We start from the raw sequence: 25,150 nt of genomic DNA, 5'->3' as shown, positions 1-25,150 counted from the left end.
TTTTGCTCAAAATATGGACGCATCAATTAGCCTGCACTGTATGGACGACAGCCGGATAACCCCAGAAGATCTCCCACCCTTTGTTGATGTCGCGTGGCTCACGGCGCACCGCCAGAACCTTGTCATCGCCGATGTTCGGTGGTACCTCGACGGTGCGTCCGGCCGTAACGCGTATGATGGCGGACATCTGCCAGGTGCGGTATTTGTGGACCTGGACGCATGGCTGTCAGGCGATTCTGGACCACGCGGGCTTAACCCGCTTCCCGGCCCGGAAGTGTTCGCGCATGGAATGTCCTCCCTCGGAATCGGCGACGGCTCGACCGTCGTCGCCTATGACGACGCGGGGGGAGTCATCGCCGCGCGGCTCGTGTGGATGCTGCGTTCGCTCGGACATAGGGCGGCGTTGCTCGACGGCGGGATTTCCGCATGGTCGGGACCGCTCGAAACAACGCCCGTGGAGCCTTCGCCGGTGGCCTTCACGCCGTCTCCATGGCCCGGGGCCCGTCTCGCCACGCTTGAGGACATCACTTCGGAGGCTGCCGGAATCGTCGTAGACGCCCGCAACAACGACCGCTTCGACGGAAGCCTCCAGCTGCCCACCGATCCCCAAGCCGGACACATCCCCGGTGCAGTGAACGTCCCGTGCCGTGGGAACCTCGACTCCGACAGACGCCTGCGCCCGGTCGAAGACGTCCGACGGGCGTTTGCGAAGGTTGGAATCGAAGACGCGACCGACGTCACCTCCTACTGTGGTTCAGGCGTCACCGCGTGCCATAACCTTCTCGCTCTTGAGTATGCAGGGCTTGGTCAGGGCCGTCTTTACGCGGGCGGGTGGTCAGAGTACGGGGCCGACCTTCGCCGCCGGGCCGAGCTTGGATGACAACTGGCCTGCGGTGCTCGCCGGATGAGGCTTTGTTGACCAGGTCATTGGTGCTGCGGACGGTTTGGTGCATCGGCCGGAGTTACGTTCCTGAAGACGGAGCTAAGCGCCTTGTCCAGACCGCAGTGAATATAGGTTGCGGCGATTACCTCTCGTCCAGGATAGTTTCCATGCTGTGTTGTGTGCGGCTCATTAGCGTTGGAAACTGCCCCATCCTGCAGATGCGTTCGGTTCGAGTCGTCCGGAGTAAGCAACCCTAAACGGACCCGGTTCATCGGCGGCTTCGTAACGATAAACCGGTAGCCGTTCTCAAGTCCCAGGCTGAGATACTGCTTTCTTGCCTGTCAGGTACGGCCACGTGATGATGAGTCCCCCTGTAAGACCACCTGCAAGAGTGCCCAGCGCTGGGCCCGGTCCGAATGCAATCATGAGGAAAAGCGTCGGAATGACAAGAGCGAGTGCCAATATCGAATATCCCCGCTTGCGTTTAGGCCTTTTGTCTCGAACCCCAAATGCCCCAATCATTATTAGAAGGATTCCGGCGGTGGAGGCCACGCTCGGCCAATAGGTTTTGTCACCCGGGGCTACAAATAAAGCAAGAACGCCAGCCCCAATGAGGGAACCTATCAGCCAGAACAAGATGGCGACTACGATCTTCTTCCCTCTGGTGCTCAATTCATCACCCCTTGCGCCTCAAATGAGAGGCAGATTTCTTTGTTTGGCCACTGTGGGTGGACGCAAGCTTCCCTCCGACGGTTAGCCGTGCCGTCAGCGTAACAGTGGCCAAGGCCGAGCGCACTGGTCGGGATCCCTCAAGAACAGTGCTGTCCGCCGCCCCTTCCCGAGCGTTGGAAAACGTCCATAAGAGGCCAGTTCGCATAACGTCCCATACGCCGATCCTTGAATGGACGCCTTATTCCAGCCCGTGCAGCGCTGTTGTGGCTGGTCACGGCACTGTCGGCCGTGTCAGCGGTCAGGATAATGTCTGGATTATGCGTGAACTGTTGATGGTGGCGCTTGGGTTGTTCTTTTTTGGCGGATGCATAGTGACCTTCCTCTGGATTCGCACGGTTGCGCGCAGGACAAGCCAGTTCGGGTGGGCGGATTCACGTCAGGCGGTCGGTAGGCGGCGCCAGATTCAGTTTGCTTACGACCGCAGAAATGCTCACAATCGTCTGCCTCGACGCTCCAAATCTGCCCGGCGTAGATCTTCCTCATCCCAGAATGGAGCATCATTTCGGCGTACGTGGAGCATGTGAAGGACTTGTCCAGCGCCGAGCAAAAACCACGCTGCGAAAAGGCAGAAGAACCCAATATCCCAACCGTTGTTCAACCCCTTTGCGAATTCGTTGGTTGCGAGGAGCGCACTGGCTACAATCTGGGCACAGTAAGCCCACATACCGGTCGGTGAAAGCTGCTTCAAATTGGCGTTTCCTCGCCGCGGCTTCAGCGTGCTCCTGTCACTTCGGGGGATTGCATGAGTCGAACTGATCTCCGTGCAGTTCTTCATTGTCACGGGTTTACTGCCGGAGGAGACTTGAGGCGACGGCATCCAATCTCGGGCCGCCCGCGGGGCCACCCGGCTGCGGGGCCCCACAGGACTTTGTAGCGGCCTGGTGGATCAATGAGTTCCGTGACGACCCTTGAAAAGGCCGCTAAGAGGTCGTGCCATCTCTTGCCTTTGGCGACTGTCGCCCTGCTTGGATGTCTCAGCGGGTGCCAGTATGAGCCTGACGACGCGTTCCTCGCGTCTGCCACTTCTCCGGTCACGGAGGCTCGCACAGTCCCGACGCTGCCGGAGAGTCGCGACCCTCGCACGGTCCCACCGCTGCCGGAGAGCGGCGACATCGACGCCGGCACATACCTAGTCCCCGTCGTCGGCTACACGGAGCCTTTCGAGATCACCGTCCCGGACGGCTGGTATACCCGTGACGGCCAAAGCCTGGGCAAGGATGACCCGGGTCACCCGGCTGAATGGGCCGTCTACCTGACTCTTTCGCCCGCGGACTATGTGTCAATGGACGCATGCAGCTGGATGGGCGCTCTTGCCAATGTCGAACCGTCGGCCGAGGCCTTCGTCAAAGCGATGGCGGCACAGTCATGGACGGTAAGCACCCCTCCCGTCGAGGTCATGGTGGGCGATTACTCCGGCTTCGAGTTCGACCACTCCGTCGAGGGTGACGTGGACTTCAAAGCCTGCGGCGCCCGAAGGTTATGTATCCACTCAGAATCATTCGCCACCTGCTCACACTGGTACTCAACTCAGAATGAACACGAAACCTACCGGGTGGTCGACCTGAACGGCCAGTGGGCTGTGGTCTCGGTGGGCTATATCGACGAATTGATCAATCCGGAACTGATGAGAGAGGCACGTGCCGTCTTCGACTCGATCGTGTTCAGGTCCTACAAGTGACCAGTTAATCCGATAGGCGATCCCACCCGCGGCTCCGACTCCTTCTCTGAACTCACCGGGTGTCTCAGATCCGCAGCGCCTCGAAACGCTAGGGTTTCACGGCAGTCTGAGGCGTAGCAGTTAGGGCACCCTCACCGTGCATTTCATCGTTCGGGGTAAACGTACACATCAGGGGCCGACAACGGAGCAGAGGAATGGATCCATGCCTGGCTGAACGCTAAACGACCGGCTTACGGACGGGGCCACTCGGAAGCGTAAAGCCTCTGCTGACCGGTTCCGGAGTGGGTATCCATAATGCCGCGGGTGCTTGACTGGCGTGGTTAGGCTTTGAGCAATGACCGGCGAATGAGTCGGAGCAAGTTCGCTGGGGCGTTAGCGGGGACTAGATGAAAAAAATAGAAGCGCCCCGAACCTGGGCCGTCTACGCAGGTATCGGGATCGTTCTCTGGGTGGTGTTTAGTGCAATCGATTTCGCTAACAACGGGGCTTCGTGGCGAACGATCGCGTATGCGCTGCTGGAAGCAGGGTCGATTTACCTCTTGTTTAGGGCGATTAGCACCTTGAAGCGCGAGAGAACCCAAGGGCGGTAGCCGCCCGCAGCGGTACCCTAGCCGGGCGCCATACCGTTCATTCCGGCTGTCTTGTATGGTTTGTGTTTCGAAGCGCAGAGGTTGAGCAAGTAAGTCAATCGAAGTTGTGGAGGTACTTGTCTACGTCCGCCCAGATTTCATCTTCGGTCCTTGGGGGATGTAGTTGCTGGTGAGCTCGTCCCAAAGCTGCCATAGGACATACGCTTCCTCGGCGTCTCGATCGGCATACTCGACTGCTCGAAGGTATTGAACGGCATCTCGGAGGATTTGCCCCCTGGTTCGCTGGCCAGTTTTCCATGAGGCTAGTTCGTATGCCCAGATCAAAGGCCACTGCTTTTCAAGTGGAATGGCTTGGACTTCTAAGTCCTGCAGGGTTGCCGTCCACAAGTCACGAATGTCGTTGGGATCCTCGTTGTCGGCGCCGGCAAGTGTGCGAAGGTTCGCCGAATCCATGCCGTCCGCCAGCCACTGGGCGGCAATGTCAGGAAAGTCGTCGACTTCCAACAGCCCGGAAGTCATCAGGGCCATGGCCTGGTCAGGGGTCGGTTGAAGCTCCATTTGATCAGCCTTACATACGTGCCGCACGATTCGAGCGCGTCACGCCATAGGGTCGGGGACGCATATATTGTGCCTTCTCTGCGACGGAGCGGCGCCCCGGTAGAGGATCCTTCACCGGACGCCGGTGCTGCGGAACGGTCAAAGGCTCAAGAAAGAATCAGGGGTCCGCTTTTAGGCGAGGTTTCGTGCGTAACTGTTCCGTATGGACTGGGACGAGGCTGGCGGTAGTGGTGTTCTTGGCGCAAGTGCGGGAAATTTGGAGACGAAGGCTTCGCGGGATTTGTATACGTTCGCGGTTCCGGCTGGTGGGCAGTTCCTTTACCTCGATATTGGGACGTATCCCTATTACGGGCGATGGCAGCTGATGTCTCAGGGCACGGGCGCGCAGATCGCGACTGGGCGATGCTGGGCCGGGGACAAGCAGGTCAACAACTTTCCCGCAGGGAACTACACTCTGGATTTTCATGGCGTCAAAGAGGCTCAGGGCACCTACTCTTTCGAGATCCGATGAAGATTGAAGCCAGTGATCTGAGCGTCAGTGAAAAGATGATTTTGCGTGAATGGAGGCGGTGTGGAACGGTCCACCTGCGTTTACGCTCAGACTTATCGGTAGATCAGGCTGCTTCATGTTTACGAAAATCCAGGTTGGAACTCGCACTACCCGGCCTTGGGGAAATGGGCCTCGGGGGAGTGGCCGCAACCTCCCAGGGGCCGGTGCTGATCCTTCATGATGTGCCTGACCGCAAAGAGGCTTTGGAACTGGTGCGCAGGATCGCCGATAACTTGCGAGAGCAGGGAGTTACCGGCCGGTTGATGTCCTGCGGGTTCCAAAAGTCTCCCCTCGAAAACTCTGACCGGTTCTTTCCAGCGATAGCGGCCGGGATCAGCCTGCGGGGAAACCCATCATTTGTTCCCCCGGTTCCGAACGCTGGCCGTGCGCGGGCGGAATATCACTGGGATATCGATCCCATGGTGCTGGGGACGGTTTTTGACTATGCCCTTCGCTGGTGCACCGTCCCGTCCGGGAAGTACTTCGTTAACTCTGGGTTGACACAGTTTAAGTGCGAGCAACAAGAGTGCGGGGATCTTCTGTTGGCGGCCTACGGGGCCATCCCCACGGCCGCGCTGACTTGTGCGGCGGGACCCAACGAGGCACGCCGCGTCGCCATTACCAGGGATGGTTTCCTTACGTTTGAATGGTATTTTCCACCCAGCGGCTGGAAGGACGGTGTCGCCGAGCTGACGGGGGTGCTGGAGGCGATGGCCGACTACGCGCAGTACGGACTGGTCAAGAGAATCAACATGCCTGGTTTCACCTGGCAGACCTTGATTGACCTCGACTGGCCAGTCAGGCCCCATTTGCGAACATCGTCCATGTGGGGGCAAGAGCTCATGGCCGGGCTCATTCCTGATGCCTTCGCGGTTCAGCTCCTCAGCAGCACCCACAAGCTTCCGAACTTCAACGGACAGTGGGCCTCCAGACCAGCTGGCCGCTCCTCTCTGCTTCTCACCCACGCCGACCTGTCAGCCTGGTTTGACGGGCGTCATCCCCGTCAGGAAACCCTTGACGCAGCACGCCACAGCCTGTCCGCACTCTTCATGAATGACGCGATGCTCAGGGACAAAAAAGTAGACTTCTTCGGATAGCACCTCAGAATATCTCAGGCGTAGAGCGGATTACACGAGAGCTAGCGCCCGGATGAGAGCTCTAGTCTCAGCCTCCCACCAGTCCGTTTGACGGAGGATGGTGCTCATTCCAATACTCTTTGCGCTGTCTCCGCAGAGATTTTACGAGCACTGTAATCCCGAGGACCAGGGCGATCGCCGCAACGCCCAGTAATATCCAAGTCAAAACTTCCGATCCGCGGAAGATCGCGTTTGACCACGTTGCGATCAGACCGATCACTATAAAGAGAAGCGCTGCTCGGGTTTCCCTTTTGTTCATACGGGAGTCTAACCACGATGATGCCGCGGGTAATAGGAGCCGACGTTGTCCTGCAAACGGAGCCACCTCACCGCGCCCGTAAGCCGGTCCTCCACCGGACGCAGTTTGAGTCCGATGGGTCGGGATCGGATTATTGCCTCATAAAGTGGTGCCATGACCGAGATGATCGTTTGGAATCTGGCCTTTCGTCGTGGCACAGGTATTGGCAAAGCACCAGGACGAACTGCCGAAGCTGCCCTGCCAAGCCAGCCGCCCTCTGGGTGGACAGGAAGTTATGGTCCTGGCGTTCGTTGGGAACACTGGCCACGAAGCCTCAACACTGGTTTGCCTATGATGCACGTGCTGACTCTGTGGCCACCGGAAGACTTCCAACGGCGCGGTCCCCAGTTTCCAGGGATTGCGATTTTTGCTGGTGAGGGCCAATTCGCAGTAGGCGACAAATTTCCCATGCCGAGCGCTGAATCAACCGATCCATTCCTGCGCGACCTTGCAGCAGCCGAGAACCATCCAGGTTTGCTTAGGCGCAGAGACCTCATCGACGGAGAATTTGCCATCCTCTGGCTCATGCATGATGAGTTGGCTGCCGGCCCGACGGCACCTCGTCCCGATCTTCGTGCCAAGGGCGAGCATGTCGACGAATCACAAGGTAATAATGCTTGGGACAACGTCGAGCCAATCACGGACATTTGGTTGGTTCCGCGAGTCGATCCGAATGCTGGCAAGACACCTGTTGAACTCTGGGGAGATGAGGTCGGCGCCGATGGGTATGTCCATCCCACAACAGATGCGGGCAGTCTCACGGACTGGGCAGAACCCCTATTCGCCAGATGCCACTTGGGCGGAACTGCCTTTCCCGTCCAGACAATGCCTGACGGGCTTACTCCTTGGTACCTCGAACTGGAAGAGATCTCTGGGCTCAACTTCGGCGGTGGTGGCAACGCTCAATTCGATCTGGAATCCGATACGTTCGACTGGGCCTGCGGATAGCGCAAGCGGGGTATCTGGCCGTGGGTTTCTAAGCGCCTCAGACAAGAGCAGGACCGGTCCAGGACGTGTCGCGTAAGCCGGTCCTTTACCGGGCGTTATAAGTCAGCAGTTCCGGGGGCTTCGTACGAACGCAGCGGCGGGTCGGTAGGCTGAAGAGATGCCTCGCGAAGTCGAAAAGGTTGTCTGCTACGTCGTCCACGATGACCATTTGCTGGTGTTCACACACGACAACCAGCCAATGACCGTAACCGGGGTGCAAGTGCCTGCCGGGTCGATTGCGCCCGGGGAGTCACCGGTGGAAGCCGCTATTCGTGAGCTTTATGAGGAAACTGGGAGACGCGGACAAGTACTCCGAAGTCTTGGCACTCAGTCATACGACCTACGTCCAGCGCGGGATGAGGTGGCAATCCGGCATTATTTCGAGATGACAGTGTCCAGTGCCGATGTTGCAGAGCGATGGGCCGGCGGAGAGGATGACTCATCCAGCGGCGGTAACGCGGAAATTTGGACATGCTGGTGGCTTCCCCTCAAGCATGCCCACGTTCTGGCAGCAGGCTTCGGAGGCTTGCTCGGCTCAATGCACGAAACGGATGCTGTCCGTTAGTCGATCCTTCACCGGACACCCTCAGTTAGAGGTGACCTGAACGGGCTTGAACCTGAAAGGCCCTCCACATCCGTCCCCGAAGGGATGTTCCCCGGTGGATTCAGTTACTACTGGCAAGTCAACCTTGGTTTGGCCGCCCAGCGCAGCTGTGGCCTCAACATGGATTGAAGTCACGCTTACGGGCTCGTTCAGGTAAGGCGCGGATTGGGGGACCAGCCACTTCTGCTCATCGTCCTGTTCCACCGGCTCAGGCATACACCCTTCCCCAAAACAAGCTGCAACTGATGCCGGCAGAGTGGAGAACACTAATTCCACGGGACCCGTATAGGCATAACCAATGGCTGGGCACACGCGGGGAATACGGGACACGCTGCCAAGCGCAGCGATAACCGCCAACAGCACTGCGACAACGCCACCGACTGCAAGGAGCATTGCCCACCGACGCGTCATGGAGTGAGAGTAGCGCTTGAGGAGGCAACTTTCGAGCATCGGGAGTTTCGGGAGAGGATCCTTTACCGGACGTCCCCGATGCTTATTCGGCGTCACGTCCCATTCATGCCGATAGAGGCGCTTGGTCAGGAGGCGGTGGGTGAGGTTCGAGTTGACCTGCTCCCGGTAAGGAACCAAACAAGCGGGCCGAGGACAGGGACTGCAAACACGACTAGGATCCACAGCACGGTGCCGACTGGGGTTTGCTGTTTGTTCCGCATGATGCTGATCAGCGCAGCGATGAAGAGTATCGCAATTACCAGGCCTACCAGCGGGGTCGCGGCTTCCCACGCTGGCGGAATGATCGGATTGGCATTTTCGGCTACGGATTGCATCAAGAACATGTGGTCCCCCAATTTGTCTTATTCCTCATCCGGTAGCTTGGCGCACTCGGTTGCGGACACCCTACCGCTAACCGCTTCTTCTAGGACAGTCAACCGCCTGCGTCCCCGTGCTTTGCAACCTGAGCATTCGGCAGACTCCTGGACGAAAGCGCTCGAGTATCCGCAAGGGGATCCTTTACCGGGCGGGGCTTCATCTCACTGAAGTTGCTCGCTACTTCGAGGTCAAGACGCGACAACGGTTGCAGTTTCGACGGATAGGAGCCGGGCGTAGTTCAAACACATGCTCAAGCTTTCGTTCGCCGGAACTCGTACGCCCTCGACTGCCACGGTTGCACCCTCAGATAAAGGCGAGGTGCCAGGAAAGACGACTGACTCACCGTCGAACTTAGTGCCTTCTGGAAAGACCAAGGTGTAATCGTCACCGTCCTCCGCCTCCAGGATGAAGCAACCGGCGTCGTCATTGTCTATGCGCCCCTTCAGCTGAGCGCCTTGTCTCGGAGCCGAAGACGGTCCCGAAAGAACCACAGCCTTCTTGCCGGCTTCACTTAGAAGCAACTCCGTCGGCAGCTCCTGCTGTGCAGAGGGCGAATTTGTGGCAACCGGGGTCCTGTCTTGTGCTGCGGGTGAGCAGGATGCCAGCGAAAGGCCAATTACTGTCAAAGCGCCGAAGGAAAGTGCATGCTTCATTTCTGTCCCCAATCAGAATTGCGTGTCGCTCCAGCCTAAAAGCTGAACCTGCCACATCCCACTGTTCCAGGTATTACCGCAATGAAACCGGTATAAGGGTGTCAGCTCAATGCCCAGTCCGTAGACACCGCGTTTAGGTGCAGTACCTGTGAAACGTCCCGGTGAAGGAGCTTCTTCTGACGATGAGTCTTTGCCTTTGTCTGCGGAGTAGGGTGCAGCTATGGACGAGCGCATAGGAAACGTTGAGTCACTGGACCCGCATCCCAGTGTCATCGTTCGATTCATACAATCGGCCGCCGAGAAAACGTGGCCTTCGGACGTGGCCCTCTTCCAGGATTACTTTGATCATCTTGGGTGCGAGCTCGACGTCGTAGATGATCTGGCTGGCACGGAACCGCCGGCCGTGACTCGAGGATTATTTACAACAACAGATATTCGGACCGATGGTGCTTCGTGGGCCGCTCTCGACGGGTTGCTCTCTAGCCTCAATTTTTTTGCCTACCAGCATGAACAGGATGTGGCCGCTGCCGTTGTCGCCGGTTATGAAGGTGTGAGGGCCGGTCTCAAAGATTTGTTTGGCCCGTCGCCCGATGAGCAGACGGATGGACACGGTAATCGTTCAGCTATGTGGAGGACCCAGGACGTTCTGATTGAGTTGTACGCGCATGTGACAGAGGCTCCTGCGCTGCAGGTTGGTATCAGCCACAGAGAACGCAATGCGATCTACGAACGTCTATTAGCGCACACCGCGTTCAAGCCAAACCCGTGATTAGCTTCCGCACCTCCCGACAGCGTCCGGTGAAGGATCCTTACCCAGACGTGGCTTCTAGTCCTGTGGCACCTGCTCAGGGGTCTGATATTGGCTTGGTGAAACACCGTGTGTTCAGGAGCTCGAGGCTTGCACGGCGGGCGGCTAGCTGGAGTGTTTTGTTCTCGGAGGTGATGGTGACTATGAGTCCTCCGGGAAAGACGGTCCAGGGGGCTTTTTCGAGATCTCCGATGGGCGTGGGCTCAGGGTAGATTTCCAGTGGCCCTGTAAGGGGTCCGTCCTCACCAGCACCCATCTGGAAGATGAGCCGGTTTGGCTCTGCCCTTGCATAACCTCGAGCCCATCTACCCCGAAGCCCCGATCCAGGCTCTCTGTGGGCGCATTCGAAAAGTCCTCGTTCGGTGTCCTGGGCTTTGCGCTTCGTCCGCATAGGGGCAACGACAAAGAACTGGATTGCGGCTGTCATAACGATGCCGGAAGTGATCACGATGACCCATGCAGGCCACAAGCCCAGGGCAGCCTGCAATGGGACATAGAAGATGCCGGCTAGGACGAACAGCGGCAGGGAACTGATGGTGTCGTAGACCTGTTCCAGTCGGCTCTTGGGAGTCGGGTCCAAATCCGGCTCGCGCATGGGAAACCTGCTTCCTGCTAAATCGAGTTCGGGTAGGGGCGTCAGCAGGACTGAAAGACACCGTTACGCCGTCTGTTAGTGGGTCCTTCACTCACCTACGAAGGGTGCCGTCGCGCCTGTCGGTCTTTTCGTCTTTGCTGCCACTCAAGGATCGGGCCGATTACGAGTAGGTAACTTGCCCCTAGACCGGACACACCTCCGAGAATCGTGTACGCACTGGTGAGCAAGGGTGATGAGCCATCTTCTTGTCCTCGAAGAATGAGAGCGAGACCGAAGGCGACAATGGTGACAGCAAGGGCGGCCAGGAAGACTCTTTTTCGGCGCGTCCTGGCCCGAGGGGATGGTGTCATGAATGCCTCTCGTTCTTGCTTCCGGTTTCCGGTTGTTCGCGAGCATCCGGAAGTGGATCGTCAGAGTCCTGATCTTGTTTCCGGCGCCGTAGTTCCCTCCGCGCCAACACAAAATAGCTCACCCAAAGAATTGCGAGGATCACCGACGACAGCTTCGCCCAACCTGAGTAGCCAAACAGTCCAAGGGCAGCCCATGTGACACCGAAGACCAAGGCAAGGTTTCCGATCCACCGAAGGTCCGCGCTTGATCTTTTAGGGAAACGCATCGAGGTTCGCAGCCTGGCAGTCATGGTTACCAAGGACTCTCCTTTGATCAGTTCTCCGAAACGTATGGGCATCCTTGACCCAGTCACCCACCAATCTGTTCCCGAGAAAAGACCTTTGTGGGTTTTCTACGGTTTTCTACCCGATCTGCATCTCTCTACAAGGAGTCAGTAATGCCTGATAAATCTGCCGGGTGCGGCGCTTTCTAAAAAGCATGTTCAAGAGTGTCTAAGCACGAGCAGCGAAGCGCCCGTTAGCCGGTCCTTCACCGGCCGCCGCGAAGCCCCAAATAGCGCTCATCAAAATCCGCTCCATTCTGCGGAAACAGGATTCCCGTATGACCCGCCCGCAAAACTGCCCGGTGAAGGTGCCCTAAACGCTACACTCGATCCCATGCTTATCGGTTATGCCCGCGTCTCGACCAATACCCAGGACCTGACCGCCCAACGCGACGCTCTCGCGGCCGCCGGCGTGGATCCCGACGCCATCTATGTCGATCACGGGTTCACCGGCACCAAACGTGAACGGCCCGGCCTGGGTAAAGCCTTGGCCGCCTGCCGCAAGGGGGACACCCTCGTGGTGACCAAGCTGGACCGGCTCGCCCGGTCCTTGCCTGATGCCCGGGACATCGCGGATGAGCTCACCCGCAAAGGGGTTGCCCTTAACCTGGGCGGGAGCGTCTATGACCCTCACGATCCGGTAGGGAAGCTGCTGTTCAACGTCCTGGGCATGGTTGCCGAATTCGAAGCGGACCTCATCCGTGCCAGGACAAGGGAAGGAATGGCCGTGGCCAAAGCCAAGGGCCGGCTGCGAGGCAAACAGCCGAAGCTCTCAAAATCCCAGGAAGCGCACCTCGTGAACCTCCACCAGGGTGGGGTGCACACCACCACCGAGATCGCCGAGCTCTTCGGCGTGGCCCGCTCGACGGTCTACCGTGCACTCCAAAGAGCAGCGCCAGCGCCACTTATCTGAAATCGCATCCTAGGAAGATTGCATCGGATTGGCCGTAAACGAGGAAGCCAAATAGCGCCCACGACAAGTCCAGAGGGGACGGTGGGAAACGAGGGGATGGGCGTTGCGTTGGCTCGGGCAGCCGCGCCCGCCTCAGCCCGCTGATTTGCCCCGACGGAGTGCAAGGCCTTGTCGACAGCAACACCCAGGTCCCCGAAGGCAGCACCTACACAGCCGGGGACAAGTTCACCATCGAGATCCAAACCGAGGCCAAAACGGCAGGAGGCTAGTTGCTCGCCGCTTTAGGCATGTAAACCTACGACGAGAACCTAAATTCTTTTAGCATTGACTCAAATTCCAAAAGAGTCAGTACGCTCTCACGATTGATATCCAGCTCGTCCTCTATGGTCACGGTGGATGTTTCGCCATCCAGTCTGACGTTATAAATGTTATACTCAAAGTATCTAGTATTGGTCTTTAGTTCCCCTATTTCAAAAATAAGCTCATTTCTTATTTCTGGGGTTAATTCACAGGTAAGAAAATCTTCAATTGGAGAGCGTAATGTCAAGGTATTCCCATGCGATATGCGGTTTTGATTAAGCCATCACGTACAATTATCTTGAGACCCCTGTCGTGGTGTAGGGGAGTTGACGTGCGCAGGTACTGCGTTGGCGACAACCGGGGCGAAGCAATGCCAGAACTCGAGAATCTAATCAGCATGCCGTAGCACATATTTTTCTGGTGAATTGTAATCAAAAAGGTACCGTACGAGCTTTATATCGTTATAGCCTTCTCGAATACCTAATTCGATGGTATGAGGAGTTGGAAACTCTGAAGAACCAACAGTGCGCATTTGTAAAACGTAGCTTTCATCTTCAAGTTGTTTGTCAGTAATTTCCCAGGTTCTCTTTTCTTCCGTCTTTTCACCTTGGGAAGACTCGTTGACGAAGTTGACCGGGGCTTCTGATAGTTCGAACGTGCCGTCATCCTTGATCTCTAAGAGGAGATCCGGCGCCATTTTCCCGCCCAAAAATGTTTCGTGATCTGACTTCCACGACCCGAAAAGGGAACTGGCTGCTGGCGGTTGATTACCATTTATGCACTCAGTCGTTAGCAGAATCACTACTGAAAAAATACAGAACGCTTCCAGCGTCCTGTGGGCTCTTCGGATCATCCTAATCTTTCTGTCCAAGTGATGGGCTCGCTTCGCTGCAGATGTTTTCTGAGGAAGAGAACCCGTCCACACCACTGACCTGACTGGACTCATTCACGACGTGGGCAACCGTGCGTTCAACGCGGTTGTGTAATCGCTGGGCCCAGAGTCCAGACGTTCGTGGGAGAGAACTCCATGTCCCACCCTGGAACGAGTCCAGTTACATCGATGTGGTCGACATAGCTGGGTATGTCCTGGGGGAGAGCGGGAAGCCTGCCCGCATAGAATTCGACGGATTCTGCCGTGATGAGCAGGTCCATGGCATTGATTTTTCCCAGAGGTCTGGCTTCCACCCCGTCGGACGACTGTTCTATATGGCAATCACCGACAGGCCAAACCGCTGGGGTTGGGCTGTCTTTATCAGGGATTTTCCATGTCACTTCTGTTGTCTTTCGAAACATCATGACCCCGCAGTTCAATGAAACGATGTCGAGTTCAGTAGGAAGGTAGGACGAGCGGATCTCGAACAGCGCGCCCACGGTTGAGTGGAGCACATCTATGCGCACGTCCAGCAACTGCGCGTCCACAAAGATCCAGTCAGTAGTCAGCGGATTGTGTTCGGGCTTACCCGGGAGATCCAGTATTTGCTGTAAAAAGAGAGCGGAAAGCTTCATGCACCGAACTCTACGTGGGGAGAAGCTTAGCGGGACGTGGACCGCTTCCTGCTGCTTCTCGCGCCGAATTCACTGAGCAGCACTGCCGGCCTCGGCATCACTGCGGAAAAGTCACTAAACCCTCTCCCACCGACCACGCCACTGCCCTGAAACTGGCCCAATCACAAAGACCCTGTTCCAACATATCGAGACCCTCGCGCCCACCCTCATTCGCGTGGTTGGATAACGGCATGCCGATTCTTCCAAGCACAGAGAATTCACTTCTGGTCCGCACGAGCTTCGTCGATGACGAATCGTGGGCCGATGTTCTGTCCGTTGTCATGACGGAAAATGAGGACGGTTTCCGTGCCTATGTGGAAGTCATTGACGACCCAACTTGGTCCGAGGCTGATTGCGAACAGGTCCGCTATGCGGCTCTGGCGACCGGCGAACAAGCAGCGGTGCTCTTCATTGTGGACAACGCCGCTCTGGAACCCGACTACCCGGTACTGGTAGTTGACCTCCTCGACTTGGAACACGAACCGTTCCGATGTATTGCAAGTGAACTCTGGGGAGTCGATAACAACTTGAACATCGCCAACATGGACTGGGAAGAGTTCGCTGACATGGCCCAGAGCGACGGGATTTTCAGAGGCTTCGCCTGACATCTTTCTTATCCAACGCAGCGCCAATCTCCTTACGGCTGCTGACATTGTGCGGACGACTTCTGAAACTGACAGACTTGTGGCTTGGTTTCTTGGATAGCGTGACCAGGACTCAGTGAAAGGGAAGTTCTGAGCGCTGGGGGAAGGACACGACTCCTTGCGTGGGGGTCGCGGTGAACCACTGGCCGCCTTGGTTGTTGGCAAAGATGAGGACTCTTTCAGCGGTGTCGAGTGGGTCGCCGTCAGGGTAGGACCCCTCCTGGAGTGCACGTCTCGGGCGTGGATGTGATGCGTAGGTTCCCCCTGCCGGGATTCCCTTTGAGTATCTGCTCGACTTCGACGAGGTGGGTCGTGGCCTGGTGACCGTAAATTGTGGTCTGTCCGGCCTGGCTAACAGACTTTCCGATGAGCACCAGGCCGGCGTTGTCGTATTCGTCCTGAGGGTTGGCGAACAAGACAAAGTCCACACACGAGAACGCGCCACCACCTGGAACGGGGATGCTGGTAGAGCCCGGGTCTGAGCTGGCGGCTTCCGTTGTGAGTTCGGCAGTTCCCGGCCCGCCCGCCAATCTGCCCCCGCATGGTGTCAGCAGCATGACGAAAAGTAGGGCCATGATGAGAACTCTCCATAACCGACCGCGCTTCATTATGCTCCCTCAAGGTGATTGCTGATCGGCGGAATAGCATTTTCGGCCCTGCACTTACGGATGGTGTACATGGCCCTGAGCGGGAACGACACGAAGCGGTTCAGCGAGTGGTTCAGTGAATTGGGACGAGCGGCTGGGCGGTCATCCTGGCGTGGCACTTCGCGTGGGGTAGGCCGGTATTCCCCGCCAGAGCCGGAGGCCACACCTGACTTTCCGCATCTCGTAACCTTCCCGCTTCGTGTCCCTAGGCGTGGGAGATCTATGGCAATGATGCTCCCGCTTCGTGGTTAAGGGCGTAGGGGCTGGATCCAGGTCCTTCGGTGGGTACGACGTCGAAGACGGGCAGAACTTCGTTGCTGCAGGAGGCGGTTTCGTTGGTGAGGTTGCCTGTCAGGGCCGGCCAAGGCGAGCCATCGTAGCCATAGACGACCCCCCAATCGTTGAGTACAACAGGCCGGTCTCCCAGAGAGTTGTTGTCTGAGGATATGTCGCCAGATGCATCCTCCGGGAGGGACTTCGTGGCTGCTGTGTAGCCTGAGGGCCAGCGGAGGTAGACCTTTTGGGTGCTGGTCTGGAATGTGAAGCATGCTTCCGTTGAAGTGAGGTGGCCATTCATGACCCCTGATGAGGTGCCGTCAGCATTCATACGTTGTTCCTGGATCATGCCCACCACTTTGGGGACGGTCGTGTAGGTAGCGATGGGTACGTCCCCAGTTGGAGCGACGGAAATCCGCTGGCTTAGATCGGGGCCGGTATCGACCACTTCATGGGTGGTGGTGTCAGTCAGTATGCCTTGACGCAAATTTCGGATTTCCAAAAGTGCGTGAGGTTCCGTCATGAGATGCGATTCTCCGTCAGTTCCCTTGGTAATGAAGGCGAGAAACGTTAGTGGCGCGACGCTGTTGGTGTTTTTCCACCACGCGGGCGCTGCTTTCACATCCAGCGTGGATTGCCCAGGGATTCGTGTGCCTTTTAGAACCTGCAAAACGTTGATGGGTTCCACTCCAAGGACCGGGAACTGCGGACCGGGTATGCCGGGGGCAGCGGGCGCGCTTTGAGATTGCCTGAGGAATTCTTCCTGGGCTTTGTTCCAAGCAGTCGGGTTGGGTAGGGCCTGAAGCACCAGAACTTCGTCTGCGGCAGCGAAAAGATCCTTGAGGGGACCGGACGGTGTTTCCTGAGCTGGCGATGTCTGGGATATCGCTGGTGCCGCCGGTTCCACAGGAGTCGTAGGCAGGGAGGTAGCGACGATCATCCCCACCACAGCTGCGGCTGCGGCGGTGAGTCCGATCCCGGCCAAGCGCCCCCAATGACGTTTGACCGGGCGGCTATGGAAATCCGCTATGGCTCCGCCGACTGCGATGTGAGTGACATCGGTATCCATAACTGCCAGGCTTCGAGCCCTGCTGCGGGACATTTCGTCGGCTGAGATATCCAAGGCAGGGTCAGCTGCTATTAGACGTCGTATGGCGGACGTTTCTTTCTTGGTCATCGTCGTGCCTCCTCTGACTCTTGCTCTGTCCGAAGTAGTTCGCTCAGTTCTTTCCTTGCCCGGTGCAGACGCATCCTGATGGCAGTCGCGCTGACATTGAGCAGGTCCGAGACTTCACCGGATGTGAGACCGTCCCAGTACGTCAGGAGCAACACCTCTCGCTCGTCGGGCTTCAGCCGATCCATGGTGTCCCGGACAGTTGTCTCTGCCACTTGGTCGTGGGTGCGCTGCCCCTGCAGTTGGTGGAGAAGGTTAGCGGATCGTGCCGCTGACCGTCGGTGGTTCCGGAGGACGTTCCCGGCAACTCCAAAGATCACGAGTACAGACAGATCGTTTTCCTGATGGGACTTCTCCCAGGCAATTCGAAAAACTTCCGCGCAAAGATCCTCGGCCGTCGCGGAGTCGTTCGTTCGGCGGCGGAAATATCGGTAAACACGGTCGTGGCAAGCCGCATGAGCCGCCAAGAACCGTTTCTTCCTGCCCGAATCCACGCGTTCCCCCTGGTCTGTCTGCAAGCTCATGCCCTGTTAATGTCCGGCAGCCCGGAAAGTGTAACGAGAGTGCTCAAAGAATTTCCGGTTCAGGCTTTGCGGTCAACTCTTCCTTACAGTGACGGCACCTCCGCCGGGGCTCCCTCCTATAAAGAAGTGCCCGTACTTGAGTGCGGCGCGGAGCTGAGCAACGGAAGTACTCTTTCTTCAACGAGAAAACTTCTTTGGGGGACAAATGGAAAATGCACCTGTGTTGCTGGTCGCCGATCCGGCGGCATGGGAGAGGCAGTACCTTCGGTTCGTACGGACAACCAAGCGACTGAGAAACTTTGGCTGGATTTCCAAGCTTCCATGTGCCGGTGTGGTGCTTTACCTGGTGGGGATATATTCCCCCCTGTTCAGGGGGGACGTCGTGTTCGGTCACCCCAGCTACGAGGAATACATGGCGATAACCGAAATGGCGGCTCCCCTCTTTGCCGCGTCCATGGTGCCTTGGTTTGTAGCCAACTGGTTGACTTGGCGGTGGTACAGGAAGTCCTATGTTGCCCTGGGATTTGGCCCAGACGGCAAGATTTTAGTGGTGCGCGAAATTCCCAGCGAAAGCGCGGTCAGCGTCGCTGAATCTTCCCGGGGGGATCTTGAAGGTTGGAGCCTCGAAACCTCCCGATGATGCTTCTCTGCCAGGAGTAGGGGCCCCTGACTGCACCACGGTTTCTCTTGGCTCACGTTTTAGAGTCGGTGGAGGGTGCGGGTGACGATGCCGAGGATTTGCAGGTCGGTGATGTCTGAGATTTCCGTGGGTGGAACGTTGGGGTTTGAGGCTTCGAGCCAGGTGCGGCCGTTGGTTTGGCGGAGCCGGCGGATGAGAATGTCGCCGCCATCCATGGTGGCGACCACGACGGAGCCGTGGTGTGGTGTGCCGGTGCGGTCGAACAGGATTTCATCGCCGGCGCAGATCCCGTCAAGGTTCATGGCGTTATCGCGGACTCTCATCAGGACGGTGGTGGCCGGTTTGGGTATCAGGGCTTTGTTCAGATCGATCCGCCCGGAGAAATAGTCCTGGGCGGGGGGAGGGGAACCCCGTGGGCAGAAGCGATTCCGGGACCGGAGCCAGGCCAGGTTCTTCCGTGGTGGCCGTGATCCTCAGCTTCTACGGATCACGATGAGCCGGTGTCCCTCGAGGACCCGTTCGCGCAGCGTTGTGCGGGCCGCATCATATGTCTCGCCGGCGGCTGTGATGTGGTCGTGGGAAACGTCCGGGGCGTCGACGGTGCCTGTTAAGTCCACGTTTTCACCTTTTGCTTCGTGGTGGTGTTCTTTGATGTGCCGAACCGCTCCAGAGCGTGCAGGAGCAGGGGAGTGGGGTCATGGAGCAGGTCCACCGGGCGCCGGCCTTCGAGGTCCGGGCACGGGGTGGTCATCCAGGCGCTGAAGTAGTTGTGCGCGATCCGCAGCTCCATAGCCCTGGCGAACAGGACAAGAACTGCCGGCTTCACTTCCAGGGTGTCAGTGAACTGGTAGCCAGGGCACAGGGTTTCATCCCCGAGAAAGATCCGCACGAGCTGACGCATGATCGGTTCTGGATCCGTGTGGATGGAAGTAAGCCGGGTCCGTACCTGGGCGAGGGTGGGAAGGCCGAACTCTTTCCGGATGCCCTCCCATGCCGTGTCCGGGATTGCTTGCCCGTACAGGAGCGCGGGCGCAGTTGTGGGGTTAGGTGGCGTCATTGATTGAAGCCAGGATCCAGTGGTCGGTCATCGCTGGCTGGCGCAGCTCCATGGTCCGTAAGGGGGCGCCGCCGTGGAGTTGGACCTGGACTTGCCAGATGGTGACTTCAACAACGGCGGCACCGGCGGGCACCCTTGTCTGGGTTTCCCACCTGGATTCGCGTTCGTACCGGCGCACAGGGTCCGCGGCGACGGCCCAGATGTGTCCGTCGTACCTGACGGCTAACGGGGTGCCGTCGAAGGTGAAGCGGACGTCGACCACGGGTGCGGTGCGGGTGGGGTGTTCGGGTGCGATGGTCATGAGGGGGTTTTCCTTCAACGGTGCTGTGCTGTGGGGTGTTCGGGGCGGGGGGTTAGCCGGCTTTGGCGAGGGGCAGTTCGTCCCAGTGGGTGGTGTATCGGGGGGAGAGCATGTCGCGTTTCATGGTCCAGTTCAGGCCTTGGCGGATCCCGCCGTGTCCGAGTCCGATGGATCCGCGGCCGTAGCGTTTGGTGACGTCTTCAAGGAGGGTGTCGATGTGGCGTTCCTCGTGCGGGTTCTCGAACAGGGACAGGGGGGATTGGTTTCCGGAGGGGCGCAGGTCGGTGACCATGATCCCGGCTCTGGCGTAGCGGATGCCGTCGACAATTTTGGGCAGCAGTGCGTGGGCTGCCCTGGTGAGGAGGACCGGGTCCGCGGTCGGCATGGGCAGCGGTACACACACGGAGGGGTAGGAGGTGTCGTGGGGGTTGAAGTGGGAGGTCCCGGCGAACGCGGTGAGGACTTTGGCTTGCTGGTCGTGTTTGGCGAGCCTGGCTGCGGCTTGTTGTCCGTAGACGCTCATGACCTGCCGGATCCCGGTGGCGGTGGTGATGGGTGTGGCGAACGAACGGGAGAAGATCAGTTGTTCCTTCCCGATACGTTCTTCTTCCATGGGGATGCAGGGGGTGCCTTGGAGTTCCAGGACGGTGCGCATCATGACAACGGAGAACCGGTCCCTGATCATGACGGGGTTCGCGGCGGCGAGGTCGTGGATGGAGTGGATCCCCAGGGCGTTGAGGCGTTTGGTGAGTCTGGTGGCCACGCCCCAGATTTCAATGACGGGCAGGGACCTCATTAGCCGTTGCCGCTCCGCTGTGGGCACGGAGTCCCAGTGGCAGACCCCGGCGAACCTCGGGTTGTTCTTCGCCCATTTGTTCGCCAGTTTTGCCAGGGTCTTCGTCGGTGCGATCCCGACACAGGCCGGGACCCCGATATGGGCCCGGACGGCGTCTTTCATTTCCCGGCCCAGGATGTGGAGGTGGGTGGGTTCGCCTTTGACGCCGAGGAAGGCTTCATCGATGCTGTAGACCTCGAGCCAGGCCGAGTACCGGCCCAGCAGCTCCATGACCCGTGAGCTGATGTCGCCGTAGAGCTCGTAGTTACTCGACAGGGCGATCAGCCCCCATTCCTTGGCGCGGGGGGCGAGTTTGAACCACGGGTCACCCATGCCGATACCGAGGGCTTTGGCTTCGGGGGAGCGGGTGACCGCGCACCCGTCATTGTTTGAAAGCACGATCACGGGTTTGCCTTCCAGGGACGGATTGAACGCCCGCTCCGCGGAAGCGTAGAAGCAGTTCACATCCACATGGGCGATCTGCGGCATATGCCGCATCAACGCCGGCTTTGACACGGACCCGACCCCTAGACGTGGTGAAGGCATCGCGTCGCGACACCCCAAATGGTCAGATCTGACAGGGCCGGGACTTCAATGTCGGGGTAGCGGGGGTTCTCAGACTGCAGGATCACTTTGCCGGCGGTGATCCGCAGCCGCTTGATTGTCAACTCCCCGTCCAGGACAGCGACTACAACGGACCCGTCTGTGGGCCGCAGCGCACGGTTGACGATGAGCTCATCCCCGTCGCTGATCCCAGCGCCCTCCATGGACTCCCCGGACGCCCGCACCACGTAGGTGCTGGTGACGTCCTTGATCAGGTGCGCATTCAAATCAATCCGCCCATCAAAGTAGTCCTGCGCCGGCGACGGGAAACCCGCCGCGACCGGCACCGGAGAGAGTAATGCCGAAACCAACGACACGCTCGCGTCTATCACGCGGGGACCAACAACAACGCTCACAACACACCTTTATTCGAATATATGTTCGACTCTTTGAGTGTACGCCGGGACGCTGACATTCGGGGTGCCGACCGGGAGGGTGAAACCCAGGGGACAGCTTTGAGCTGCTCGCAAGGGCTCCATCTGCCCGCCAATGGGCACTGCCGACCTATAGCAAGGTCCACAGCGCAGCAGGAACTCAGGGATCCCGATTCGACTGGCGACGTGGCGGGGACGTGCGGGCTCGGCGCCTGCAGGGCTGCTCTGTAACCCGTGCCCGCGGGGTTCTGCTAAGTTGGCCGGGTGAGGTTCTTTCCCTACCTGGTGGCCATCTTTCTGGCATTGGCCGTGGGGGTAGTGGCGTTTTTGGCCGTGCCGCTTTGGTCGAAAGCCCTCGCCGTGGTGTGGATTGCATCCCCATGGGTTGTGAACGCGTTCCGGCTGAGACAAGGCAAGCGGATTGCTGCTGAGTTAGCTTCGCACTGTTCAAGCTCAGTGCAGGACCGGATTCTGCACGACTACCGTCAACGCAAATAGCACTCTGAATTAGCCCATGAGTCCCGTTGATGCCGTACAAGCATCCCGGGCACGGCAAAAGCTCAAGCCCTCCGGGCCTTTGTCGAAAACGGGGAAACGGAACCCAACTGACCGGCTGACCACATAGCGATCCCCGCATCTTCAGGATCCAGGTGGGTCAGAGAAAGAGTCCCGCACCAGCTGGTCGCTGGCCGGCACGCCCGTGGCGGATTTCCAGCCGGGGGAGTAGTGGGTGGAATGTAAAGCAGGTACTGATTACTGTGCCCGGTTTGCGATTGGGCCGCATAGCTTGGTGGGTATCGCGTCAGGCAGCATTGGTACGGAGGGGGTCAAAAACCTGCCCGGCCGCTCTTGTACGTGAGCAGCACGGCCGTACCAGTCCGGGACAGGAACCGGCAGGATATGGCTCCGGGACATGCCCCGAAACTCGGGGCGGCCGGCGAACTGAAGGGGACCAGTCCATGCAAAGGCGCACTACATTCACAACCCTTATGGCCCAGGGCACCGTCGCTGGAGGCGGGGTGATCATGCAAAAAATGCGACGGTTCTTGTCCTACTTGACATAATGTAGATTATCGGCGCTTTAGAGGTCCCGGTGGAAGTGGTTCCGGCGCGCCGTGGAACGCGACTCACGAAACAACGTCATACAATCCGGACCCGGACGCCGTGGATCTCTACTTCGGCAAGTTTAACGCGTTCGTCAGGGGTGTCATTGGGCCAGTGGAAGACCAGATAGCTGTGTCCCGTGGAGGTGCTCAGAATCATGCCGTGGCCGCCGTTGCTGGACCACAGTGGCTGGTCATGCTGCATCCAGGGCCCAACGATGGTTCCACTTTCCGACTCGGCGATTCCCATGGCGTATCCTGTCTGTCCGTGGCTGGACCACAGCATCAGCAGCGATCCTTCGGGCGACCGGATGAGAAATGGACCATCTGTGAACATGGGGTCTTTGGCAAGGTTCAGCCCCGCCGGTGGTTCAACCCCGTCCGGAAACCGCAGCGGGCGGCTCCACCCTGCGGATGAGGCTGCGAACAACAGGATCGGCTCGCCGACGCCGGCCTTGAGGTCCTGCGACAGGCGGCGCGCATACATTTCGCCATCGGAGATCCCTGGCCTGCCAGCCGTCCCCTCAGCGCCGCGGCTGTAGACAAGCCAGCGGACAGCGTCTTCATCAACAAACAATGTCCCGTCGAGGCTTGGCTCCTGCTCCGGCGTAACCGGTCCCTCGCTCCATGGTGCGTAAGGACCTGTGGCGGTGTCGGAGACCAGAATCCCGACTCCGCGGGGCCGTTCGAGTGTCGAGGTGGCGAATGTAGCGAACATAAAGAATCGGCCGTCAAGGTGATGGACTTCCGGTGCCCAATACTGGCTGTCCGCCCAAAAGCCCTGCGGTGGGCGGAATGCGGGGAACGGACCGCTCCAGCGCTTGAGATCATCGCTTGTATAGCAGTCGAAGCCGGTCGCCGGCCCTCCCCAGACGTTTTCGTCAGTCGTCCCGAAAAGGACGAACTCACCCGGAACCGGCTCCAGGATAAACGGATCACGTATCCGGATTTCCTCAAGGCGGAGTTGTTCAACGGGCATCGGCATTCCTTTCCTCGGCTTACTGGTTCGCCTCATCCGGGCGCCCGGCCTGGTCCATACAATGCGACCAGTCTTGCTGTCTTGGCAGACCGCGTGGAGGCTCACTTTCGCCCAATGAAAACGTTTGCCTGCCTCTCCCCCGCCGGATTCACCGTGTGTCTGGGCCGGATCGGCTGCGGGTTGTTCGGAGTCCAGGGTAGAAGACGTCGATTGGGGCGGCGAGCCCCCGCCTTGACCTGGGTGCTGATATCGTCGGCGACGACTTCGAAATCGCCGTTTTCGACGGCGAGCTCCTCAGTACCGAACTCATCATTCGCATGTCGTGTGGCTGCTGACCGGCGCAGAAGCCACCGCGGAACCTTCTGTGCCTAAGATATTCACATGCCTACACGTGTTCACGAGTTTGCCTGGCCTGACCGGGTTGTCGTTGGCACCATCGGCCTCCCCGGGGCGCGCACGTTTTATCTGCAGGTGCGCGCCGGGACGCAGATCGTGACCATCGCCCTGGAAAAGCAGCAGTCAGCCCTGCTCGCCGAAAAGGTCGACGAAATCCTCGACCAACTCATCACCATCGACGGCAACCCGTTCAGCGTCCCCACGGGCACTCCCATCGAACTTGTCGACAACGATCAGCTCGAGCCCGTCCAGGAACAGTTCCGGACCGGCGCGATGAGCCTCGGGTGGGACCCCACGACGGCGCAGGTTGTCGTCGAGGCCTACCCGCTCACCGACGCCGATCCCGAGGATATCGACGACGCTGAGGAAACCGAAAAACTTCTGGTGCGGATGCCCGTAGGAACAGCCCGCGCGTTCGCCAAGCGCACGCGCGAAATCGTGGGTGCCGGGCGTCCGATGTGCCCGCTCTGCGGTTATCCCATGGACGCCGACGGGCATACCTGCACAGTTCCCGAAGGCTGACGCCGACGGCGCGCACCGGGAGGTCCTGCAATATAGGCAGCAGCCCGCAAAGCAAGGCTTAGTGGGTGGCGCCGGCTGACATTTCAACATCGGTTCGGGTGCGCAGGCTTGCGCGGACGACGGCGGCGATTCCGTTGGCTGCCGTTTCCACCGTCATCGACGGGGCGGCGCTGCCCGGCGGGACTTGTTCTGGAAGGTACGGAAGGTGGACAAAGCCGCCCCGGGCACCGGGCCTGTCCGCGAGGGCATGCATCAGGGCGTAAAAAATGTGGTTGCACACGTAAGTGCCTGCCGTCTGCGAGACCTCGCCGTCGATGCCCGCAAGGTTGAGATCCCGAAGCGCAGCCTTGATGGGAAGGGTGGAGAAGTATGCGGCCGGTCCGCCGGGGACAACTTCCTGATCAATGGGCCGCCCGCCCTTGTTATCCGGGATGCGGGCGTCATCGCAGTTGATGGCCACGCGTTCGAGGGACACCCGTCCCCTGCCGCCCGCCAGGCCTGCGCAGACCACCAGCTCCGGATCCAGGCGGGTAATGGCTTCCCGGAGGACCTCCGCCGATTCACCGAAGACGCAAGGCAGCTCCATCGCCTCCACCGCAAGGCCTTCGGCCCGAAGGATCGCCGCTGCCCGGCGCGCAGCCAGCCAGGATGGATTTACTTTCTCGGGTCCGAACGGCTCGAAGCCGGTAATCAGGATCATGGGTTCCACCCTAACCAGCCTGCCTCTCCCCCGGCATGCCTAGA

General features: G+C 58.9%; 27 protein-coding genes. 11 read left to right on the top strand and 16 right to left on the bottom strand.

Translation table 11 applies throughout. From position 1 onward, the window contains the following. Positions 1-40: 40 nt before the first annotated feature. On the top strand, positions 41-880 hold the full coding sequence (locus QRN07_RS03230; RefSeq protein ID WP_285240312.1) for a sulfurtransferase: 840 nt from the start codon (positions 41-43) through the stop codon (positions 878-880). Positions 881-2,504: 1,624 nt separating this feature from the next. Then, positions 2,505-3,293, top strand: a complete 789-nt coding sequence (locus QRN07_RS03225; protein ID WP_285240311.1) for a hypothetical protein — start codon at positions 2,505-2,507, stop codon at positions 3,291-3,293. A 710-nt stretch (positions 3,294-4,003) separates the two neighbouring features. Here QRN07_RS03225 and QRN07_RS03220 read toward each other — a convergent pair. Continuing rightward, a complete protein-coding gene (locus tag QRN07_RS03220) occupies positions 4,004-4,441 on the bottom strand; it encodes a hypothetical protein (protein WP_285240310.1) in 438 nt (145 codons plus the stop codon). A gap of 202 nt (positions 4,442-4,643) precedes the next feature. Between QRN07_RS03220 and QRN07_RS03215 the strand changes: the two genes are divergently transcribed. The 4 genes from QRN07_RS03215 (at position 4,644) to QRN07_RS19755 (ending at position 7,977) form a co-directional block, all read left to right on the top strand. Next, complete coding sequence (locus QRN07_RS03215; RefSeq protein WP_285240309.1) at positions 4,644-4,952, top strand: hypothetical protein; 309 nt, start codon at positions 4,644-4,646, stop codon at positions 4,950-4,952. Next, positions 4,949-6,088 carry a hypothetical protein gene (locus QRN07_RS03210; RefSeq protein WP_285240308.1) on the top strand — a complete coding sequence of 380 codons (1,140 nt, stop codon included), beginning with the start codon at positions 4,949-4,951 and terminating at the stop codon, positions 6,086-6,088. The genes QRN07_RS03215 and QRN07_RS03210 overlap by 4 nt, the downstream gene beginning before the upstream one ends. Positions 6,089-6,539: 451 nt before the next feature. Then, entirely contained in the window at positions 6,540-7,373 is an 834-nt protein-coding gene (locus tag QRN07_RS03205; protein ID WP_285240307.1) for a hypothetical protein, read from the top strand. A 157-nt stretch (positions 7,374-7,530) separates the two neighbouring features. Beyond that, the gene (locus tag QRN07_RS19755) at positions 7,531-7,977 is read left to right on the top strand and encodes an NUDIX domain-containing protein (RefSeq protein WP_350224276.1); all 447 of its coding nucleotides are present in this window, start codon (positions 7,531-7,533) and stop codon (positions 7,975-7,977) included. 575 nt (positions 7,978-8,552) lie between these two features. On the opposite strand, the gene QRN07_RS19750 is transcribed toward QRN07_RS19755, so the two are convergent. Together QRN07_RS19750 and QRN07_RS03200 are read right to left on the bottom strand one after the other, a co-directional pair. Continuing rightward, on the bottom strand, positions 8,553-8,801 hold the full coding sequence (locus QRN07_RS19750) for a PLD nuclease N-terminal domain-containing protein (RefSeq protein WP_350224277.1): 249 nt from the start codon (positions 8,799-8,801) through the stop codon (positions 8,553-8,555). 231 nt (positions 8,802-9,032) lie between these two features. Beyond that, a complete protein-coding gene (locus QRN07_RS03200) occupies positions 9,033-9,497 on the bottom strand; it encodes a hypothetical protein (RefSeq protein ID WP_285240306.1) in 465 nt (154 codons plus the stop codon). Between the two features lie 220 nt (positions 9,498-9,717). Here QRN07_RS03200 and QRN07_RS03195 point away from each other — a divergent pair, with 220 nt between their 5' ends. Further along, positions 9,718-10,266, top strand: a complete 549-nt coding sequence (locus tag QRN07_RS03195) for a hypothetical protein (protein WP_285240305.1) — start codon at positions 9,718-9,720, stop codon at positions 10,264-10,266. Positions 10,267-10,342: 76 nt separating this feature from the next. On the opposite strand, the gene QRN07_RS03190 is transcribed toward QRN07_RS03195, so the two are convergent. After that, positions 10,343-10,900 carry a hypothetical protein gene (locus QRN07_RS03190; RefSeq protein ID WP_285240304.1) on the bottom strand — a complete coding sequence of 186 codons (558 nt, stop codon included), beginning with the start codon at positions 10,898-10,900 and terminating at the stop codon, positions 10,343-10,345. 1,007 nt (positions 10,901-11,907) lie between these two features. Here QRN07_RS03190 and QRN07_RS03185 point away from each other — a divergent pair. Next, positions 11,908-12,486, top strand: coding sequence for a recombinase family protein (locus QRN07_RS03185; RefSeq protein WP_285240303.1), 579 nt, complete (start codon positions 11,908-11,910; stop codon positions 12,484-12,486). Between the two features lie 688 nt (positions 12,487-13,174). On the opposite strand, the gene QRN07_RS03180 is transcribed toward QRN07_RS03185, so the two are convergent. Further along, complete coding sequence (locus tag QRN07_RS03180; protein ID WP_285240302.1) at positions 13,175-13,639, bottom strand: hypothetical protein; 465 nt, start codon at positions 13,637-13,639, stop codon at positions 13,175-13,177. A 116-nt stretch (positions 13,640-13,755) separates the two neighbouring features. Next, positions 13,756-14,292 (bottom strand): hypothetical protein, encoded by a 537-nt coding sequence (locus QRN07_RS03175; protein ID WP_285240301.1) that lies wholly within the window; start codon positions 14,290-14,292, stop codon positions 13,756-13,758. Positions 14,293-14,522: 230 nt separating this feature from the next. On the opposite strand from QRN07_RS03175, the gene QRN07_RS03170 reads away from it, so the two are divergent. Next, positions 14,523-14,936 carry a DUF6924 domain-containing protein gene (locus QRN07_RS03170; protein WP_285240300.1) on the top strand — a complete coding sequence of 138 codons (414 nt, stop codon included), beginning with the start codon at positions 14,523-14,525 and terminating at the stop codon, positions 14,934-14,936. A gap of 906 nt (positions 14,937-15,842) precedes the next feature. On the opposite strand, the gene QRN07_RS03165 is transcribed toward QRN07_RS03170, so the two are convergent. Both QRN07_RS03165 and QRN07_RS03160 read right to left on the bottom strand, forming a co-directional pair. After that, a complete protein-coding gene (locus tag QRN07_RS03165) occupies positions 15,843-16,967 on the bottom strand; it encodes a hypothetical protein (RefSeq protein WP_285240299.1) in 1,125 nt (374 codons plus the stop codon). Between the two features lie 104 nt (positions 16,968-17,071). Beyond that, positions 17,072-17,596 (bottom strand): RNA polymerase sigma factor, encoded by a 525-nt coding sequence (locus QRN07_RS03160; protein ID WP_285240298.1) that lies wholly within the window; start codon positions 17,594-17,596, stop codon positions 17,072-17,074. Between the two features lie 205 nt (positions 17,597-17,801). On the opposite strand from QRN07_RS03160, the gene QRN07_RS03155 reads away from it, so the two are divergent. Further along, the gene (locus tag QRN07_RS03155; protein ID WP_285240297.1) at positions 17,802-18,236 is read left to right on the top strand and encodes a hypothetical protein; all 435 of its coding nucleotides are present in this window, start codon (positions 17,802-17,804) and stop codon (positions 18,234-18,236) included. 59 nt (positions 18,237-18,295) lie between these two features. On the opposite strand, the gene QRN07_RS03150 is transcribed toward QRN07_RS03155, so the two are convergent. The 7 genes from QRN07_RS03150 to QRN07_RS03120 all read right to left on the bottom strand — a co-directional run bounded on the left by QRN07_RS03150 (position 18,296) and on the right by QRN07_RS03120 (position 23,488). After that, a complete protein-coding gene (locus tag QRN07_RS03150) occupies positions 18,296-18,685 on the bottom strand; it encodes a LexA family protein (protein WP_285240360.1) in 390 nt (129 codons plus the stop codon). 24 nt (positions 18,686-18,709) lie between these two features. Continuing rightward, a complete protein-coding gene (locus QRN07_RS03145) occupies positions 18,710-18,853 on the bottom strand; it encodes a hypothetical protein (protein ID WP_285240296.1) in 144 nt (47 codons plus the stop codon). Continuing rightward, positions 18,844-19,293, bottom strand: a complete 450-nt coding sequence (locus QRN07_RS03140) for a hypothetical protein (RefSeq protein ID WP_285240295.1) — start codon at positions 19,291-19,293, stop codon at positions 18,844-18,846. Before QRN07_RS03140 ends, QRN07_RS03145 begins: the two co-directional genes overlap by 10 nt. Next, entirely contained in the window at positions 19,280-19,594 is a 315-nt protein-coding gene (locus tag QRN07_RS03135; RefSeq protein WP_285240294.1) for a hypothetical protein, read from the bottom strand. Before QRN07_RS03135 ends, QRN07_RS03140 begins: the two co-directional genes overlap by 14 nt. A gap of 52 nt (positions 19,595-19,646) precedes the next feature. Continuing rightward, a complete protein-coding gene (locus QRN07_RS03130) occupies positions 19,647-20,927 on the bottom strand; it encodes a Y-family DNA polymerase (RefSeq protein ID WP_285240359.1) in 1,281 nt (426 codons plus the stop codon). A gap of 29 nt (positions 20,928-20,956) precedes the next feature. Beyond that, positions 20,957-21,388, bottom strand: a complete 432-nt coding sequence (locus QRN07_RS03125) for a LexA family protein (RefSeq protein ID WP_285240293.1) — start codon at positions 21,386-21,388, stop codon at positions 20,957-20,959. A gap of 1,158 nt (positions 21,389-22,546) precedes the next feature. Further along, positions 22,547-23,488 carry a glycoside hydrolase family 43 protein gene (locus QRN07_RS03120; protein ID WP_082484323.1) on the bottom strand — a complete coding sequence of 314 codons (942 nt, stop codon included), beginning with the start codon at positions 23,486-23,488 and terminating at the stop codon, positions 22,547-22,549. A gap of 381 nt (positions 23,489-23,869) precedes the next feature. Between QRN07_RS03120 and QRN07_RS03115 the strand changes: the two genes are divergently transcribed. Beyond that, on the top strand, positions 23,870-24,406 hold the full coding sequence (locus QRN07_RS03115; protein WP_050687209.1) for a DUF3090 domain-containing protein: 537 nt from the start codon (positions 23,870-23,872) through the stop codon (positions 24,404-24,406). A gap of 58 nt (positions 24,407-24,464) precedes the next feature. Here QRN07_RS03115 and pcp read toward each other — a convergent pair whose 3' ends face one another. After that, on the bottom strand, positions 24,465-25,106 hold the full coding sequence (pcp, locus tag QRN07_RS03110; protein WP_056600295.1) for a pyroglutamyl-peptidase I: 642 nt from the start codon (positions 25,104-25,106) through the stop codon (positions 24,465-24,467). Positions 25,107-25,150 lie beyond the last annotated feature (44 nt).

It is taken from the genome of Pseudarthrobacter sp. MEB009 (assembly GCF_030208875.1).
In the GTDB taxonomy this organism is placed as follows: Bacteria; Actinomycetota; Actinomycetes; order Actinomycetales; family Micrococcaceae; genus Arthrobacter.
The sequence above is the reverse complement of the archived record's forward strand: the minus strand, read 5'-3'. Positions and strand labels throughout refer to the sequence as shown.

Coding starts and splice junctions, on each gene's coding strand:
- QRN07_RS03230 (WP_285240312.1), top strand. CDS start 41: ATGGACGACAGCCGGATAACCCCAGAAGATCTCCCACCCTTTGTTGAT.
- QRN07_RS03225 (WP_285240311.1), top strand. CDS start 2,505: ATGAGTTCCGTGACGACCCTTGAAAAGGCCGCTAAGAGGTCGTGCCAT.
- QRN07_RS03220 (WP_285240310.1), bottom strand. CDS start 4,441: ATGGAGCTTCAACCGACCCCTGACCAGGCCATGGCCCTGATGACTTCC.
- QRN07_RS03215 (WP_285240309.1), top strand. CDS start 4,644: ATGGACTGGGACGAGGCTGGCGGTAGTGGTGTTCTTGGCGCAAGTGCG.
- QRN07_RS03210 (WP_285240308.1), top strand. CDS start 4,949: ATGAAGATTGAAGCCAGTGATCTGAGCGTCAGTGAAAAGATGATTTTG.
- QRN07_RS03205 (WP_285240307.1), top strand. CDS start 6,540: ATGACCGAGATGATCGTTTGGAATCTGGCCTTTCGTCGTGGCACAGGT.
- QRN07_RS19755 (WP_350224276.1), top strand. CDS start 7,531: ATGCCTCGCGAAGTCGAAAAGGTTGTCTGCTACGTCGTCCACGATGAC.
- QRN07_RS19750 (WP_350224277.1), bottom strand. CDS start 8,801: ATGCAATCCGTAGCCGAAAATGCCAATCCGATCATTCCGCCAGCGTGG.
- QRN07_RS03200 (WP_285240306.1), bottom strand. CDS start 9,497: ATGAAGCATGCACTTTCCTTCGGCGCTTTGACAGTAATTGGCCTTTCG.
- QRN07_RS03195 (WP_285240305.1), top strand. CDS start 9,718: ATGGACGAGCGCATAGGAAACGTTGAGTCACTGGACCCGCATCCCAGT.
- QRN07_RS03190 (WP_285240304.1), bottom strand. CDS start 10,900: ATGCGCGAGCCGGATTTGGACCCGACTCCCAAGAGCCGACTGGAACAG.
- QRN07_RS03185 (WP_285240303.1), top strand. CDS start 11,908: ATGCTTATCGGTTATGCCCGCGTCTCGACCAATACCCAGGACCTGACC.
- QRN07_RS03180 (WP_285240302.1), bottom strand. CDS start 13,639: ATGATCCGAAGAGCCCACAGGACGCTGGAAGCGTTCTGTATTTTTTCA.
- QRN07_RS03175 (WP_285240301.1), bottom strand. CDS start 14,292: ATGAAGCTTTCCGCTCTCTTTTTACAGCAAATACTGGATCTCCCGGGT.
- QRN07_RS03170 (WP_285240300.1), top strand. CDS start 14,523: ATGCCGATTCTTCCAAGCACAGAGAATTCACTTCTGGTCCGCACGAGC.
- QRN07_RS03165 (WP_285240299.1), bottom strand. CDS start 16,967: ATGGATACCGATGTCACTCACATCGCAGTCGGCGGAGCCATAGCGGAT.
- QRN07_RS03160 (WP_285240298.1), bottom strand. CDS start 17,596: ATGAGCTTGCAGACAGACCAGGGGGAACGCGTGGATTCGGGCAGGAAG.
- QRN07_RS03155 (WP_285240297.1), top strand. CDS start 17,802: ATGGAAAATGCACCTGTGTTGCTGGTCGCCGATCCGGCGGCATGGGAG.
- QRN07_RS03140 (WP_285240295.1), bottom strand. CDS start 19,293: ATGACGCCACCTAACCCCACAACTGCGCCCGCGCTCCTGTACGGGCAA.
- QRN07_RS03135 (WP_285240294.1), bottom strand. CDS start 19,594: ATGACCATCGCACCCGAACACCCCACCCGCACCGCACCCGTGGTCGAC.
- QRN07_RS03130 (WP_285240359.1), bottom strand. CDS start 20,927: ATGCGGCATATGCCGCAGATCGCCCATGTGGATGTGAACTGCTTCTAC.
- QRN07_RS03120 (WP_082484323.1), bottom strand. CDS start 23,488: ATGCCCGTTGAACAACTCCGCCTTGAGGAAATCCGGATACGTGATCCG.
- QRN07_RS03115 (WP_050687209.1), top strand. CDS start 23,870: ATGCCTACACGTGTTCACGAGTTTGCCTGGCCTGACCGGGTTGTCGTT.
- pcp (WP_056600295.1), bottom strand. CDS start 25,106: ATGATCCTGATTACCGGCTTCGAGCCGTTCGGACCCGAGAAAGTAAAT.